General features: G+C 74.5%; 15 protein-coding genes. 7 read left to right on the plus strand and 8 right to left on the minus strand.

The window, feature by feature from the left end:
- Positions 1 to 50: 50 nt before the first annotated feature.
- On the plus strand, positions 51 to 2,270 hold the full coding sequence (locus tag ACZ60W_RS18120) for a hypothetical protein (protein WP_469756309.1): 2,220 nt from the start codon (positions 51 to 53) through the stop codon (positions 2,268 to 2,270).
- 88 nt (positions 2,271 to 2,358) lie between these two features.
- On the opposite strand, the gene ACZ60W_RS18125 is transcribed toward ACZ60W_RS18120, so the two are convergent.
- The 4 genes from ACZ60W_RS18125 to ACZ60W_RS18140 all read right to left on the minus strand — a co-directional run bounded on the left by ACZ60W_RS18125 (position 2,359) and on the right by ACZ60W_RS18140 (position 5,140).
- Positions 2,359 to 2,583 (minus strand): hypothetical protein, encoded by a 225-nt coding sequence (locus tag ACZ60W_RS18125; RefSeq protein ID WP_469756310.1) that lies wholly within the window; start codon positions 2,581 to 2,583, stop codon positions 2,359 to 2,361.
- A gap of 102 nt (positions 2,584 to 2,685) precedes the next feature.
- Positions 2,686 to 3,048 carry a DUF1304 domain-containing protein gene (locus ACZ60W_RS18130; RefSeq protein WP_469756311.1) on the minus strand — a complete coding sequence of 121 codons (363 nt, stop codon included), beginning with the start codon at positions 3,046 to 3,048 and terminating at the stop codon, positions 2,686 to 2,688.
- Positions 3,049 to 3,149: 101 nt separating this feature from the next.
- Positions 3,150 to 4,094, minus strand: coding sequence for a transglutaminase-like and tetratricopeptide repeat-containing protein (locus tag ACZ60W_RS18135; RefSeq protein ID WP_469756312.1), 945 nt, complete (start codon positions 4,092 to 4,094; stop codon positions 3,150 to 3,152).
- Entirely contained in the window at positions 4,091 to 5,140 is a 1,050-nt protein-coding gene (locus tag ACZ60W_RS18140) for a GNAT family N-acetyltransferase (RefSeq protein WP_469756313.1), read from the minus strand. The genes ACZ60W_RS18135 and ACZ60W_RS18140 overlap by 4 nt, the downstream gene beginning before the upstream one ends.
- 112 nt (positions 5,141 to 5,252) lie before the next feature.
- Between ACZ60W_RS18140 and fdxA the strand changes: the two genes are divergently transcribed.
- Together fdxA and ACZ60W_RS18150 are read left to right on the plus strand one after the other, a co-directional pair.
- Positions 5,253 to 5,573, plus strand: a complete 321-nt coding sequence (gene fdxA, locus ACZ60W_RS18145) for a ferredoxin (protein ID WP_366308635.1) — start codon at positions 5,253 to 5,255, stop codon at positions 5,571 to 5,573.
- A gap of 85 nt (positions 5,574 to 5,658) precedes the next feature.
- Positions 5,659 to 6,753: a bifunctional succinyldiaminopimelate transaminase/glutamate-prephenate aminotransferase gene (locus tag ACZ60W_RS18150; protein WP_469756314.1), complete on the plus strand. Its 1,095-nt coding sequence runs from the start codon at positions 5,659 to 5,661 to the stop codon at positions 6,751 to 6,753.
- A 64-nt stretch (positions 6,754 to 6,817) separates the two neighbouring features.
- On the opposite strand, the gene ACZ60W_RS18155 is transcribed toward ACZ60W_RS18150, so the two are convergent.
- The gene (locus tag ACZ60W_RS18155; RefSeq protein ID WP_469756315.1) at positions 6,818 to 7,291 is read right to left on the minus strand and encodes an ATP-binding protein; all 474 of its coding nucleotides are present in this window, start codon (positions 7,289 to 7,291) and stop codon (positions 6,818 to 6,820) included.
- 302 nt (positions 7,292 to 7,593) lie between these two features.
- Positions 7,594 to 8,532 (minus strand): hypothetical protein, encoded by a 939-nt coding sequence (locus ACZ60W_RS18160; protein ID WP_469756316.1) that lies wholly within the window; start codon positions 8,530 to 8,532, stop codon positions 7,594 to 7,596.
- A 37-nt stretch (positions 8,533 to 8,569) separates the two neighbouring features.
- On the opposite strand from ACZ60W_RS18160, the gene dapE reads away from it, so the two are divergent.
- Both dapE and ACZ60W_RS18170 read left to right on the plus strand, forming a co-directional pair.
- Positions 8,570 to 9,664, plus strand: coding sequence for a succinyl-diaminopimelate desuccinylase (gene dapE / locus ACZ60W_RS18165; protein ID WP_469756317.1), 1,095 nt, complete (start codon positions 8,570 to 8,572; stop codon positions 9,662 to 9,664).
- A 109-nt stretch (positions 9,665 to 9,773) separates the two neighbouring features.
- Positions 9,774 to 10,523, plus strand: a complete 750-nt coding sequence (locus tag ACZ60W_RS18170; RefSeq protein ID WP_469756318.1) for an LOG family protein — start codon at positions 9,774 to 9,776, stop codon at positions 10,521 to 10,523.
- A 45-nt stretch (positions 10,524 to 10,568) separates the two neighbouring features.
- On the opposite strand, the gene folP is transcribed toward ACZ60W_RS18170, so the two are convergent.
- Positions 10,569 to 11,429, minus strand: coding sequence for a dihydropteroate synthase (gene folP, locus ACZ60W_RS18175; protein ID WP_469756319.1), 861 nt, complete (start codon positions 11,427 to 11,429; stop codon positions 10,569 to 10,571).
- Positions 11,430 to 11,532: 103 nt separating this feature from the next.
- Between folP and ACZ60W_RS18180 the strand changes: the two genes are divergently transcribed.
- Both ACZ60W_RS18180 and ACZ60W_RS18185 read left to right on the plus strand, forming a co-directional pair.
- The gene (locus tag ACZ60W_RS18180) at positions 11,533 to 11,871 is read left to right on the plus strand and encodes a hypothetical protein (RefSeq protein WP_469756320.1); all 339 of its coding nucleotides are present in this window, start codon (positions 11,533 to 11,535) and stop codon (positions 11,869 to 11,871) included.
- On the plus strand, positions 11,868 to 12,479 hold the full coding sequence (locus ACZ60W_RS18185; protein ID WP_469756321.1) for a DNA-3-methyladenine glycosylase I: 612 nt from the start codon (positions 11,868 to 11,870) through the stop codon (positions 12,477 to 12,479). Before ACZ60W_RS18180 ends, ACZ60W_RS18185 begins: the two co-directional genes overlap by 4 nt.
- 29 nt (positions 12,480 to 12,508) lie before the next feature.
- On the opposite strand, the gene chcB is transcribed toward ACZ60W_RS18185, so the two are convergent.
- The gene (gene chcB, locus ACZ60W_RS18190; protein ID WP_469756322.1) at positions 12,509 to 13,312 is read right to left on the minus strand and encodes a 2-cyclohexenylcarbonyl CoA isomerase; all 804 of its coding nucleotides are present in this window, start codon (positions 13,310 to 13,312) and stop codon (positions 12,509 to 12,511) included.
- Positions 13,313 to 13,473: the final 161 nt, after the last annotated feature.

Here is a 13,473-nt window from a genome sequence, read left to right on the forward strand (position 1 = left end):
ACACGAGCATCTGCAAGAGCGGGCGGTGGAGCCAACCGGGAGATCCTGCTTTGAGTCGTGAAACTGGTCGAGAGACTGACAGTTCGTCCTCCGGCGCCCAGGGGCGCGGTGGAGCCGCGTACCCCTCGGGTACCCCGCCGTACGGATCCCGCCAGTATCCGTCGCTCCACCCCACGCAGGACGCGCCGGAGGAGAGCTCCGTCGCGCCCGCGCCGCCGGAGGAGCCCAAGACCGAGACCACGCTGACGACCCGGATCCGGATCAACATCCCGGGTTCGCGGCCGATCCCGCCGGTCGTGGTCCGCCAGACGGTCAACGAGGCACCCGACCCGGCCCCCGAGCCGGAGCCGGCCCCGGCCGTCGTCGAGCCGGAGCCCGCGCCGGTGGCGGCCCCCGAGCCGCCGCAGGCCGAGGAGGCCCCGAAGGCCAAGGAGACCAGCGACTGGTTCGCCCCCCGCAAGGCGGCGGCCCCCGCTCCTCCCGCCGCTCCCGCGCTCCCCGCGGCCCCGGCGCCCACCCTCAAGCCGGGCCCGCAGCAGGCCGGACCCGACAGCCAGGGCACCGGCTTCGCCGGCTCGGCCACCTCCGGCGTCCCGACGGTCGGCAACACCCCGTCGAGCCGCCCGGTCTCCGCGCCCGGCAACCCCCTCTACGACAGCGGCACCCCCGCGGGCGGCACCCCCAGGTACGACGGCACCCCCGCGGGCGGCACCCCCAGGTACGACGGGACCCCGGCCGGCGGAACGCCCCTGTACGACGGGACCCCCGCGGGCGGAACGCCCCTGTACGACGGCACCCCGGCGGGCGGCACCCCGAGGTACGACGGGACCCCGGCCGGCGGTACCCCGATGTACCCGGGCACCCCCGGCGCCGGCACCCCCGTCCACCGCGGTCCGGGGGCGGCGGCCCCGACCGGGCCCACCACCGGCCCGGTCACCGGCACCGCGTCCCTCGGCGCACCCGGCACCGGCCCCTTCCCGGGCCAGGGCCCCGCGCAGGGCCAGGGCCCCGGACGGCCGCAGGGCCCCGGGCAGAACTCCCCGTTCCCCGGCGGAGCGCCCCGGATGTCCGACGACACCGCGATCCTCACCCCGCAGGCGCCCGCCCCGGGCCCCGGCCGCGCGTTCGCGCCCGGTCAGGCCGCTCCGGGTGACGGCGCCGCGGGCCACGTCTCCGGGGACACGCTGACCAGCGGCATCCCGGTGGTGCCGCCGAACGCGGCGCGCCGGCCCGACCCGGCCCCGCGCCCCGACCAGCAGACGGCCCCGGCCCCCGCGCCTGCCCCGCGCCCGGCCCCCGCGCCCGCCCGCGCCCCGGCGAAGAAGGGCCGCTCCAAGCTGGTCCTGGCCGCCGTCGGGGTCTTCGGCCTGGCCGGTGTCGCCTACGGCGCCGGACTCCTCCTCAACCACTCCGACGTCCCCAAGGGCACCACCGTCCTCGGCGTGGACATCGGCGGCGGCACGAAGGAGGAGGCCGTCAACAAGCTGGAGAAGGCCCTGGGCACGCGCGCCCACGCCCCGCTCCGGCTCAGCGTCGGCGGCGAGAAGGTCCAGCTGGCCCCCGACAAGGCGGGCCTGACGCTCGACAGCCAGGAGACCGTCCGCGCGGCGGCCGGCAGCGACTACAACCCGGTCTCCGTCATCGGCTCCCTGCTGGGCGGCGAGCGGGTCGCGAAGCCGGTCTTCCCGGTCGACGACGAGAAGCTCGCCGTCGCCCTGGCCGACCTCGCCGGCCGGTCCTCCGCGGCGACCGAGGGCACGATCCTCTTCGCCCCGAACAAGGTGACCGCCGTCCCGGGCAAGCCCGGCAAGGGGCTGGACATCCAGCGCTCGATGATCTCGGTCAAGGACGCCTTCCGCGCCCAGGTCGAGACGGGGCAGGGCAAGCTCGTCGAGCTCCCGGTCACCACGCGCCAGCCCACGGTCACCCAGGCCGAGCTCGACCGGGCGATGAAGGACTTCGCGACGCCCGCCATGTCCGGCCTGATCCGGATCAACGCCGGCGGCCGGCACATCGACTTCGGCCCGGCGCGCTCCCTGCCGCAGATCCTCTCCATGAAGGCCGTCGACGGCCGACTGGTCGAGTACTACGACAAGGAGGCCATCGACCGGCTCCTCGACGGGGCCTTCGACGGCATCATGATCACCAAGGGTGACGGGACCAAGCACCAGGTCTCCGCCGACGACGTCGCGTTCGTCATGCGCGACGCCCTGCGCGGCAAGAACCTCGCGGAGCGGACCAAGACCATCGACCTCGACGGCAACGGCTGATCCACCCCGCGCCCGAGCCCCCGCCCCCTCCCGGGACGGGGGCTCCCGCGCGTCACGGGCCCGGGCCCGGTCCCGCGGCCCCGGTGGCTCACCACTCGCCGCCGTACCGCGCCTTCCTGGCCCGCAGCCACGCCTCGACCTCCCGCCGCTCGGCGGCCGAGGCCGCCCGCAGGTCGTCCGCCCTGATCGTCGCCACGTAGCGGGTGAACCGCACCCGTCGCCGGACCCCCTCCACGCCGATGACCTTCCCGGGCCCGTAGACGTCGGTACCGGTGTGGGCCACGAAGCTGCCCGTGCCGTGAGGGGTTCCCATCGCGCGCCTTTCGCCGTGTGCGTGCCGTCCCGCCCCACAGTGGCCTGCCGGCCGCCGGCCCGGCCGGGGGGACACGCGCGACACCCCCATCGGCCGAAGGCGTCAGCGGGAGACGATCACGGCCGACAGCGCCAGCGCGCCCGGCAGCGCCTGCGCGAACAGGATCCGCCGGTTGGCGGTGGCCGCCCCGTAGATCCCGGCCACGACCACGCACGACAGGAAGAACACCCGCGCCGCGAACGCCGTCGGGTCCTCCGCGACCAGCCCCCAGACGAGCCCGGCCGCCAGGAAGCCGTTGTAGAGCCCCTGATTCGCCGCCAGCGGCGCCGTGGCCCGCGCCATCTCCGCGTCGAACCCCGAGAACCGCCGCCCGGTCTCCCTCTGCCACAGGAACATCTCCATCACCATGATGAAGGCGTGCAGCAGCGCGACGAGGGCGACGAGGATGTCCGCGGTCAAAGGCATCCCGCCAGTCTGCCGCCCCCACCTCCCCGGCCCCCGCCGAACACACCCGCAGCCCGCCGCTCGGACCGGCGCCACGACCCGCCCGGTCGGCAGGTCACCCCCTAGTTGAGCATCGCGCGGGCGGCCTGGGCGCGGCGGCGGATGGTGGTGGCGGATTCGGGGTCGACGGCGTCCATGATCTGGGCGTAGGCCTCCATCTCGATCGCGCCGGTGAGGAACTCGCCCCGGAGGACGAGGAGTTCGGCGCGTTCGTAGCGGAGGCGGGCGGGGTGGGAGGGGAGGAGGAGGGAGAGCTCCACGGCCCACAGGGCGACGTCGGAGCGCTCGGGCCGGGAGGCGGCCCAGGCCCGGATGTTGTTGAGGATGCGCAGCACGATGGCGCCGGGTTCGGCCGGCCGCAGCATCGAGCGGTCGAGGGCCTCGCCGGTCGCGCTCGCCACCAGGAGCTCGGCGTCGGTGCCGGTCATGGCGCGGCCGCCCGCGAAGGGGTCGGCGAGGTTCAGGTCGGCGGGGTCGCCGAAGCCCACGACGAAGTGGCCGGGCAGGCCGAGGCCGTAGACGGGGGCGCCGGCCCGGCGGGCGACCTCCATCCAGACCACGGAGAGCAGGATCGGCAGGCCGCGGCGGCGCCGGAGCACCTCGTGCAGCAGGGAGGACTCCAGCCGCTGGTAGTCGGCGGGGACGCCCTCGAAGCCCTCGCGGCGGCCGAGGAGCGCGGCGAGTTCGGCGGCCCAGTCGCCGGTGACGCGCGTCGCGTACGGGACGAGGCCGGCGAGGCGGTCGAGTTCGATCTCCGCCTCGTCGAGGGCGTGCCGGCCGACCGTGGGGTCGGCCACGGCGCCGACGAGCAGGCACAGCCGGGCGAGGTCGGGCCGTTCGGTCCGGGCCTCCTCGGCGAACTCCCGCCGCCAGTCGGGCGTCTCCCCGCACGGGTCGGCCGGGAGCGGGCCGGGTCCGCCGGGCGGCGCGGTGCCGTCGGGGCGCCCGTCGCCGGCCCCGTCGTGCGGTTCCCCGCCCGCCGCGGCGGGTGGTCCTTCGTCCGTCACGCCTCCACCCATCGGTAGTGGTGGTAGTGGTGATGGGCGGCGAAGCCCATCCCGTCGTACAGTGCCCGCGCGCCGTCGTTGTCCGTCTCCACCTGGAGCCAGGCCGCCGACGCGCCCTCGTCGAGGGCCTGCCGGGCGAGCGCCGTCATGACGGACGTCGCCAGGCCGGTGCGCCGCCGGTCGGGGTCGACCTCGACGGCCATGAAGCCGGCCCAGCGCCCGTCGACGACGCAGCGGCCGATCGCCGCGGGTACCCCTCCCGTGCCCGCCACGGAAGCGAACCACACACGCGGTCCGGAGGCGAGGACGGCCCGGACGGTCGGGCTCGCCTCGCCGGAGCGCCGGTACCGGCCCAGCCAGGAGTCGTCGACGGTCCGGGAGAGCCGGACGGCGGTGACGTCGGCGTCGAGGTCGCCGATCGGGGCGAGGGCGGCGACGCGCACCTCGGCGGAGACCTCGCGCCGCCAGCCGTGCCGGTCGAGCGCGGCGCAGAGGAGTTCCTGGGTGCCTTCGGCGCCGGTCGCGGCCTGGACGTACGCGGGAAGGCCGCGGGCCGCGTACCACTCCCGCACGCGGGTCAGCGCGTCGGCGACCGGGAGTCCGGGGTCGCCGAGCGGGAGGGCGGAGTTGGCGCGGCGGGTGAAGCCGGTCCGCCGTCCGCCGGCCGGTGCCGCGGGGCCCACGGTCCCCTCCTGGACGGCGGCCCGCAGGGTCCACTCGCCGAGGGGCTCGCTCTCGACCGGCCGCCACGCGCGGGCGGTGGCCCTGGCGAGCTCGGGGAAGGTGGCGGCGGGGCCGCGGCGGCGGGCCGGCGCGGCCGGCACGACCTTGCCCGCGACCAGCGAGGACTCGGTGATCCTGACGTTCTCGCCGCCCTTTCGTGTGATCAGCAGCACACCGGCGTCCCATGATGTGAGAACCCCGACCGCGTCCGTGTACTTCTCGCCCGCCGCCGCTGACTCCGTCACGCACCGAACGGAGACACGTTTTCCCACGTCAGCGCTGGTGATGCGGACCTCAAGGCGCCCTCCGCCGGTGAATTCCACAGCTTCTCCGCCCCTCCTGTTCGGATCGCCCCCAAGAACGGAGATACTAGGTGCGGGCATCGACGACGCCGCGCTCCCGCGCAGACCAGCCCTATCGAGGAGGAACGACAGCGTGACCTACGTCATCGCGCAGCCTTGTGTCGACGTGAAGGACAAGGCGTGCATCGAGGAGTGCCCCGTCGACTGCATCTACGAGGGCAAGCGGTCCTTGTACATCCACCCGGACGAATGCGTCGACTGCGGGGCCTGTGAGCCGGTCTGCCCGGTCGAGGCGATCTTCTACGAGGACGACACCCCGGAGGAGTGGAAGGAGTACTACAAGGCGAACGTCGAGTTCTTCGACGACCTCGGTTCGCCCGGTGGTGCCTCCAAGCTCGGCGAGATCGAGCGTGACCACCCCTTCATCGCCGCCCTGCCGCCGCAGAACGGCTGATCGACCGCATCCGGTCCCGTACGGCCCCGCCGCCGTACGGGGCCGAGGCGTTTTCCCGTACGTACGAGGAAGTGAGAGCCAACCCGTGAGCGCAGTCTCTTCGCGCCTGCCCGTCTTCCCCTGGGACAAGCTGGAGCCGTACAAGCAGACGGCCCTGGCGCACCCGGACGGAATCGTGGACCTCTCCGTCGGCACGCCCGTCGACCCGGTCCCCGCGCTGATCCAGGAGGCCCTGGTCGCCGCGGCGGACTCGCCGGGTTATCCCACGGTGTGGGGGACGAAGGAGCTGCGGGACGCGCTCACCGGCTGGTGCGGGCGGCGCCTGGGCGCGGTCGGCTTCGCGCACGAGAACGTGCTGCCGGTGGTCGGCTCCAAGGAGCTGGTGGCGTGGCTGCCGACGCAGCTGGGCCTCGGCGCCGGCGACAAGGTGGCCTACCCGCGCCTGGCGTACCCGACGTACGAGGTCGGCGCGCGGCTCTGCGGCGCCGAGCCGGTCGTCTACGACGACCCGACGGAGCTCGACCCGGCCGGTCTCCGGCTCCTGTGGCTCAACTCCCCGTCCAACCCGACCGGCCGGGTCCTCGGCAAGGACGAGCTGACCCGGATCGTGGCCTGGGCGCGCGAGCACGGCGTCCTGGTCTTCTCCGACGAGTGCTACCTGGAGCTGGGCTGGGAGGCCGACCCGGTCTCGGTCCTGCACCCGGACGTCTGCGGCGGTTCGTACGAGGGCGTCGTCGCCGTCCACTCGCTCTCCAAGCGGTCCAACCTGGCCGGCTACCGGGCCGCGTTCGTCGCGGGCGACGCGGCCGTCCTGGGCGAGCTGCTGCAGATCCGCAAGCACGGCGGCATGATGACCGCGGCCCCGGTGCAGGCGGCGACCGTCGCGGCGCTCGGCGACGACGCGCACGTGGCCGAGCAGCGCGAGCGGTACGCGGCCCGCCGGGCGGCGCTGCGGGCGGCCCTGGAGGCGCACGGCTTCCGGATCGAGCACAGCGAGGCCAGCCTGTACCTGTGGGCGACCCGGGACGAGCCGTGCTGGGAGACGGTGGCGTACCTCGCGGAGAAGGGCGTCCTCGTGGCGCCCGGCGACTTCTACGGCGAGGCCGGCGCGCGGTTCGTGCGCGTGGCCTTCACGGCGACCGACGAGCGTGTCGAGGCCGCCGTCAAGCGCCTCGGCTAGACCCGTACGCGGAAGGGCCCGGGAAGCGACGCTTCCCGGGCCCTTCCGCATGAGGGGGCCCCGATCAGCCGATGGGCAGGCCGCCGAGCGGCGCGGCGCCCAGCGCCTGGCCGGTCGGCAGGTTGCCGAGGCCGCCGCCGAGGGCGCCCCCGGTCGGCGCCTCGGCGCCCTCGGCGGCGGCGCCGGCGGTCTTGCCGACGACCTCGCCCGCGCTGCCGGCGGTGTCGCCGGCCACCTTCTGGGCGGCCGGGGTGGCGGTCTTGCCGGCCGCGCCGACGGCCTTGCCGGCGGCCGGGACGGCGGTGCCGACGGCCTGGCCGCCCGCGGCGCCCACGACGCCGGTGGTGGTCTGGGAGGCGCTGTCGACGGCGGAGCCCGCGCCGGCGGCGTCCAGGGCGGTCACGCCGCCGAGGGAGCCGGTCGGGACGATGCTGTGGTCCAGGGCGCTCGCGGAACCGGCCGCACCGACCACGGGGGCTGCTCCGGCCGCGAGGAGGAGGGCGGCGCGGGCGATCCGACGGGTCAGGGGGAGGGACATGGTGCTCCTTCGACGAGGTACGACGTGTGCGTTCGGTCGCAGTGACAACCGGCCCCGGGGCGGGGGAGGTTGCGGCGACCGAAGGCAAAGAGTTGGCAATGCGTCGTATTGTCGGGTGGGGAGGAAAACGGACGAACGCGTCATCGCGTGGGCGCCTGGCGAACCGTCACTTCCCTTGTGGGCCATGGGAATTGAGGGGTGCCGGTGACGTCCGGGAAACACGCCTCGAAGACGCTTCGAATATCCGGCACACGCGACCGGTCCCGTGCCACCACCGGGTGAACCACCGCACGGATGACCGGCTACGGAGCGAGCCGCACCCGGACGGTCTCGTGGCCCGCGGCCAGCGGGTCCGAGGACGTCGACCAGCCCCCGTCGGCCTCGCCCGCGCGCCACACCCGGCCGCCGAACCCGACCTGCACGACGCGCAGCGTCTCCGCCCGCGCCACCGCCCACTGCGCCAGCTCCCAGCCGCGCCGCTCGTCCGACGCGGCCCCCGGCGCCGAACCCGTGCCCTTCGCCGTCCGCACCGGCACCGCGAGCACCACCGGCCCGGCCGCCGACCGTCCGGCCGTCGAACCGCCCGTCACCGCCTTCGGGGCCGCCTTCGCGCCGAAGGCCCGCACCAGCTCGGCACGGAACAGCGCCGGATCGCCTGCCGGGCCCGGCATCCGGCTCGCCGTACAGGTCAGCGCGGCGGGCGACCGGCCGGTCAGCGCCGCCGACAGCAGCGCCGCGTCCGGCTCGTGCTTCGCGTACGCCTGCGGGAAGCCGCTCCGCTGCACCTTCTGCGCCGCCACCGTCAGCGGCAGCCGCGAGTACCCCGGGACCTTCTCCAGGCCCGCGTAGAACTTCCCCGACGCGTAGACCGGGTCCATGATCTGCGCCGGCGTCCCCCAGCCCTGCGAGGGCCGCTGCTGGAAGAGGCCCAGCGAGTCCCGGTCGCCGTGCTCGATGTTCCGCAGCGCCGACTCCTGCAGCGCCGTCGCCAGCGCGATCGTCACCGCCCGCTCCGGCAGCCCCCGGGTGGTGCCCACGGCCGAGACGGTCGCCGCGTTCGACGCCTGCTCCAGGGTGAACTCGTACCGGTTCGCCCCGCTGCCCACGCTGCACCGCGGCGCGCCCTTGCTGCCGGTCATCTGGTGGACGGTCACGTAGGAGACGAGGCCGAGGAGCACGGCGAAGGCGGCCGCGGAACGGGTGAGGCGGCCGCGACGGCGGGGGCGGGTGGACTCGGACACGGGCCCACCGTACTGGAGGGCGGGTTAGGGTCGGCACATGGCAGACATCACCCCGCTCGACGGCCCCCTCGACCTGTCCCGGGACGGGGCCGCGCTCACCGCCGCCCTCGTCGACTTCCCGTCCGTCAGCGGGACCGAGCAGCCGCTCGCGGACGCGATCGAGCAGGCCCTGCGCCTCCTGCCGCACCTCACGGTCGACCGGTACGGCAACAACGTCGTGGCCCGGACCCGCCTCGGCCGCGACGAGCGCGTCGTCCTCGCCGGCCACATCGACACCGTGCCGATCGCCGACAACGTGCCCTCGCGGCTCGACGAGGACGGCATCCTGTGGGGCTGCGGCACCTCCGACATGAAGTCCGGCGTCGCCGTCCAGCTGCGGATCGCCGCGACCGTCCCCGAGCCCAACCGCGACCTCACGTTCGTCTTCTACGACAACGAGGAGGTCGCCGCCGACCTCAACGGCCTCGGCAAGATCGCCGCCGCGCACCCCGACTGGCTGGAGGGCGACTTCGCCGTCCTCCTGGAGCCCTCCGACGCCCAGGTCGAGGGCGGCTGCCAGGGCACGCTGCGCGTCATCCTGCACACCGCCGGAGAGCGCGCCCACTCGGCCCGCTCCTGGATGGGCTCCAACGCCATCCACACCGCCGCCCCGATCCTCGCCCGCCTGGCCGCCTACGAGCCCCGCAAGCCGGTCATCGACGGCCTGGAGTACCACGAGGGCCTCAACGCCGTGGCGATCACCGGCGGCGTCGCCACCAACGTCATCCCCGACGCCTGCGCCGTCACGGTCAACTACCGCTACGCCCCCGACCGCTCCCCGGCCGAGGCCCTCGCCTACGTCCGGGAGTTCTTCGACGGCTGCGACATCGCCGAGTTCGTCGTCGACGACGAGAGCCCCGGCGCCCTCCCCGGCCTCTCCCACCCGGCCGCCGAGGCGTTCATGAAGGCCGTGGGCGGCAGCGCCCAGCCCAAGTTCGGCTGGACCGACGTCTCCCGTTTCAGCGCCCTCGGGGTCCCCGCCGTCAACTACGGACCCGGCGATCCGATCTACGCGCACAAGCGGGACGAGCACGTCCCCGTCGACCGGATCCACCACTGCGAGGCCCGTCTCCGCGACTGGCTGACTGCCTGACTTCCGTAATTTCGCGTTTCGTCACCTCTGTCGGCCTACTCTGACCGGACCAGAAGATCAGTTGGCGGTCGCACGACGACTGATCGCCGATCGGCGGAGGGAGCAGGCCATGGGCATTCCCGAGGGAATGGCGAAGCCCGAGGAGCAGCGTCTCGGTCCGGTGCTGCGGCGCAGGGACCAGGTCCAGCCGGGGACGACGGACCAGCGGCTGCTCGACACCGAGGGCGACTCGGAGTGGGTGCACACCGACCCCTGGCGCGTCATGCGCATCCAGTCCGAGTTCGTCGAGGGCTTCGGCGCGCTGGCCGAACTGCCGAGCGCGATCAGCGTCTTCGGCTCGGCGCGCACGAAGCCGGACTCGCCCGAGTACGAGGCGGGCGTCCGGCTCGGCCGGGCGCTCGTCGAGGCCGGCTTCGCCGTCATCACGGGCGGCGGCCCCGGCGCCATGGAGGCGGCCAACAAGGGCGCCAGGGAGGCCAAGGGCGTCTCCGTCGGCCTCGGCATCGAGCTCCCCTTCGAGCAGGGGCTCAACCAGCACGTCGACATCGGCGTGAACTTCCGCTACTTCTTCGTCCGCAAGACGATGTTCGTGAAGTACGCGCAGGGCTTCGTCGTCCTCCCCGGCGGCCTCGGCACCCTCGACGAGCTCTTCGAGGCGCTGACCCTGGTGCAGACCCGCAAGGTCACCCGCTTCCCGATCGTCCTCTTCGGCTCGGAGTACTGGAAGGGCCTCGTCGACTGGCTGCGCGACTCGGTCGTCGCCGGCGGCAAGGCCTCCGAGCGCGACCTGCTGCTCTTCCACGTCACCGACGACATCGACGAGGCGGTCGCGCTGGTCACCAAGGAGACCGGCAAGTAGCGGCCGTGGGCGGGGGCTCCGGACCGCCGGCGCCCCCGCCCTCCGTCAGGCCAGCCCGCGGCGCGCCGTCGCCGGCGGGCGGTGGCCGGCGATCGACGCCACCATGTCCAGGACCTGGCGCGTCTCCGCCACCTCGTGCACCCGGTACACCTGCGCGCCGAGCCAGGCCGACACGGCCGTGGTCGCCAGGGTGCCCAGGACCCGCTCCTTGACCGGCCGGTCCAGCGTCTCGCCGACGAAGTCCTTGTTGGACAGGGACACCAGGACCGGCCACCCGGTGCCGGTCATCTCGCCGAGCCGCCGCGTCGCCTCCAGGCTGTGCCGGGTGTTCTTCCCGAAGTCGTGGCCCGGGTCGATCATGATCGCGTCCCGGCGGACGCCGAGCGCCGCCGCCCGCTCCGCGAGCCCGACCGTCACCCGCAGGATGTCGGCCATCACGTCCTCGTACTCCACCCGGTGCGGCCGGGTCCGCGGCTCGGCGCCGCCCGCGTGGGTGCAGACGAGCCCCGCGCCGTACTTCGCCGCCACCTCCGCGAGGCCCGGGTCGACCCCGCCCCAGGCGTCGTTGAGGACGTCCGCGCCGGCCTCGCAGACCGCCGCGCCGACGTCCGCCCGCCAGGTGTCCACGCTGATGACCACGTCCGGGTGGCGCCTGCGGACCTCGGCGACGAAACCGACCGTGCGCCGCGCCTCCTCCTCGGCCGTGACCTCCTCGCCGGGGCCCGCCTTCACCCCGCCGATGTCGATGATCGCCGCGCCGTCGGCCACGGCCTGCTCGACCCGGGCGAGCGCCGGCTCGTCCCGGAAGGTCGCGCCCTGGTCGTAGAAGGAGTCGGGCGTCCGGTTCACGATCGCCATGATCACCGGCTCGTGCGGCCCGAATTCACGCCGTCCCAAGCGCAGCATCCCTTTTGTCCTCCCTCGCGTCCGTTCGCCTGTGACCCTAACCGTCGGTGGCGCATGGCACGATCGGCTCGGGACGATTTCCACTCCGGGGAGAGGCGCGCAGGTGTTCTGGTTTCTGCTCATCACGATGGTCGTGGTCGTGGCCGCGGTGACCCTGGCGGTGGTCGGCGGCGGCGACGGCGAGGTGCTGCCCGAGGTGGCGCCCGAGCAGCTGGTCGACCCCCTCCCGGCCGCCCGCCCGGTGGAGCGCGCCGACGTCGAGGCGCTGCGCCTCCCCGTCGCCGCCCGCGGCTACCGGATGGCGGACGTGGACGACGTCCTGGTCCGGCTGGGCGCGGAGATCGCCGAGCGGGACGCGCGGATCGCCGAACTGGAGGAGGCGCTCGCCGGCGCGTCCGCGGGCGACTCCGGCCAGGGCGACCGGGGCGAGGACCGGGCGTGACGGCCGGAGACGCGGTCCCGGGCCCGGACGGGCTGCTGCGCTGCCCCTGGGGGCTGTCGACCGAGGACTACGTGGCCTACCACGACGAGGAGTGGGGCCGGCCGGTCCGCGGCGACGACGCCCTCTTCGAGCGGCTCTGCCTGGAGGCCTTCCAGTCGGGCCTGTCCTGGATCACGATCCTGCGCCGCCGCGAGGGCTTCCGGCGCGCCTTCGCGGACTTCGACATCGCCGCGGTGGCCCGGTTCGGGGACGCGGACCGCGAGCGGCTCCTCGCCGACGAGGGCATCATCCGCAACCGCGCCAAGGTCGACGCCACCCTCGCCAACGCGCGCCTGCTCGCCGGCTGGGAGCCTGGCGAGCTCGACACGCTGATCTGGTCGTACGCCCCCGACCCGGAGACCCGCCCCGCCCCGCGGGCACTGTCCGACGTCCCGGCGGTCACCGACGAGTCCACGGCCCTCTCCAAGGCCCTCAAGAAGCGCGGCCTGCGCTTCATCGGCCCCACCACGGCCTACGCGCTGATGCAGGCCTGCGGCCTGGTCGACGACCACCTGACGGACTGCGTGGCCCGGGGCGGCGGCCGGCCGGCGGCCCCGGACGGGGACTGACGGCGGGGCCGGCCGCCCCGGGACGGGCCTCAGCGGCCCAGGTAGCGGGGCTTCTCCTTGGCGATGAAGGCGCGGACCGCGATGGTGTGGTCCTCGGACGCGCCGGCCCGGGTCTGGAGCTCGTCCTCCTTCTCCAGGGCCTCGGCGAGCGAGTGGTCCGCGCCGTAGGCGAGGGACTCCTTCAGCGCCGCGTAGGCCACCGTCGGGCCCTCCGCGAGGGTCCGGGCCACCTTCTCGGCCTCGGCGGCCAGCTCGGCGGCCGGGACGAGCCGGTTCACGATGCCCAGCTCGTACGCCTCCTGGGCGCCGATCGACCGCGGGAAGAGCAGCAGGTCGGAGGCGCGGCTGTGGCCGATCAGCCGGGGCAGCGTCCAGGACATGCCCGAGTCGGCGGTGAGCGCGACGCCCGCGAAGGAGGTGTTGAAGGCGGCCGTCTCGGCCACGATCCGGTAGTCCGCCGCCAGCGCGAAACCGAAGCCGGCCCCCGCCGCCACGCCGTTCACCGCGGCCACGACCGGCTTGGCCATGCCCGTCAGCGCCTTGACGATCGGGTTGTAGTGGTCACGGACCGTGTTCATGGTCTGGCTGGTTCCGGACTCGTGGTCCGCCATGAGCAGGCCCACGTGTTCCTTGAGGTCCTGGCCGACGCAGAACGCCCGGTCGCCGGCCGCGGTGAGCAGCACCGCCCGTACGGCCGGATCCGCCGCGGCCGTCTCCGCCGCGTCCCGGAGGGCGACTTTCGCCGCCACGTTCATCGCGTTCATGGCCTCGGGCCGGTTGAGCGTGATGGTGGCGAGACCCTCGCTCACCTCGTACAGCACCGTGTCGGCCATCGGGATCCCTTCGCCTCATTGCGTGGTTGACCTGCCCAGCATGTCGGAGATCACCCGTCCCGCACATGTGAGCTGCGTCAAAGAACCGGGGGTCCCCGCCGGACGCCGAGCGGCGAAGTATCGCAGGCCGGTCGCCGAATTATGTGGTTTTGAGAGAGCGC

Source organism: Streptomyces sp. NPDC104202 (genome assembly GCF_055584185.1).

Coding starts and splice junctions, on each gene's coding strand:
- ACZ60W_RS18125 (WP_469756310.1), bottom strand. CDS start 2,583: ATGGGAACCCCTCACGGCACGGGCAGCTTCGTGGCCCACACCGGTACC.
- ACZ60W_RS18130 (WP_469756311.1), bottom strand. CDS start 3,048: ATGCCTTTGACCGCGGACATCCTCGTCGCCCTCGTCGCGCTGCTGCAC.
- ACZ60W_RS18155 (WP_469756315.1), bottom strand. CDS start 7,291: ATGTCCCTCCCCCTGACCCGTCGGATCGCCCGCGCCGCCCTCCTCCTC.
- dapE (WP_469756317.1), top strand. CDS start 8,570: ATGGCAGACATCACCCCGCTCGACGGCCCCCTCGACCTGTCCCGGGAC.
- ACZ60W_RS18170 (WP_469756318.1), top strand. CDS start 9,774: ATGGGCATTCCCGAGGGAATGGCGAAGCCCGAGGAGCAGCGTCTCGGT.
- folP (WP_469756319.1), bottom strand. CDS start 11,429: ATGCTGCGCTTGGGACGGCGTGAATTCGGGCCGCACGAGCCGGTGATC.
- chcB (WP_469756322.1), bottom strand. CDS start 13,312: ATGGCCGACACGGTGCTGTACGAGGTGAGCGAGGGTCTCGCCACCATC.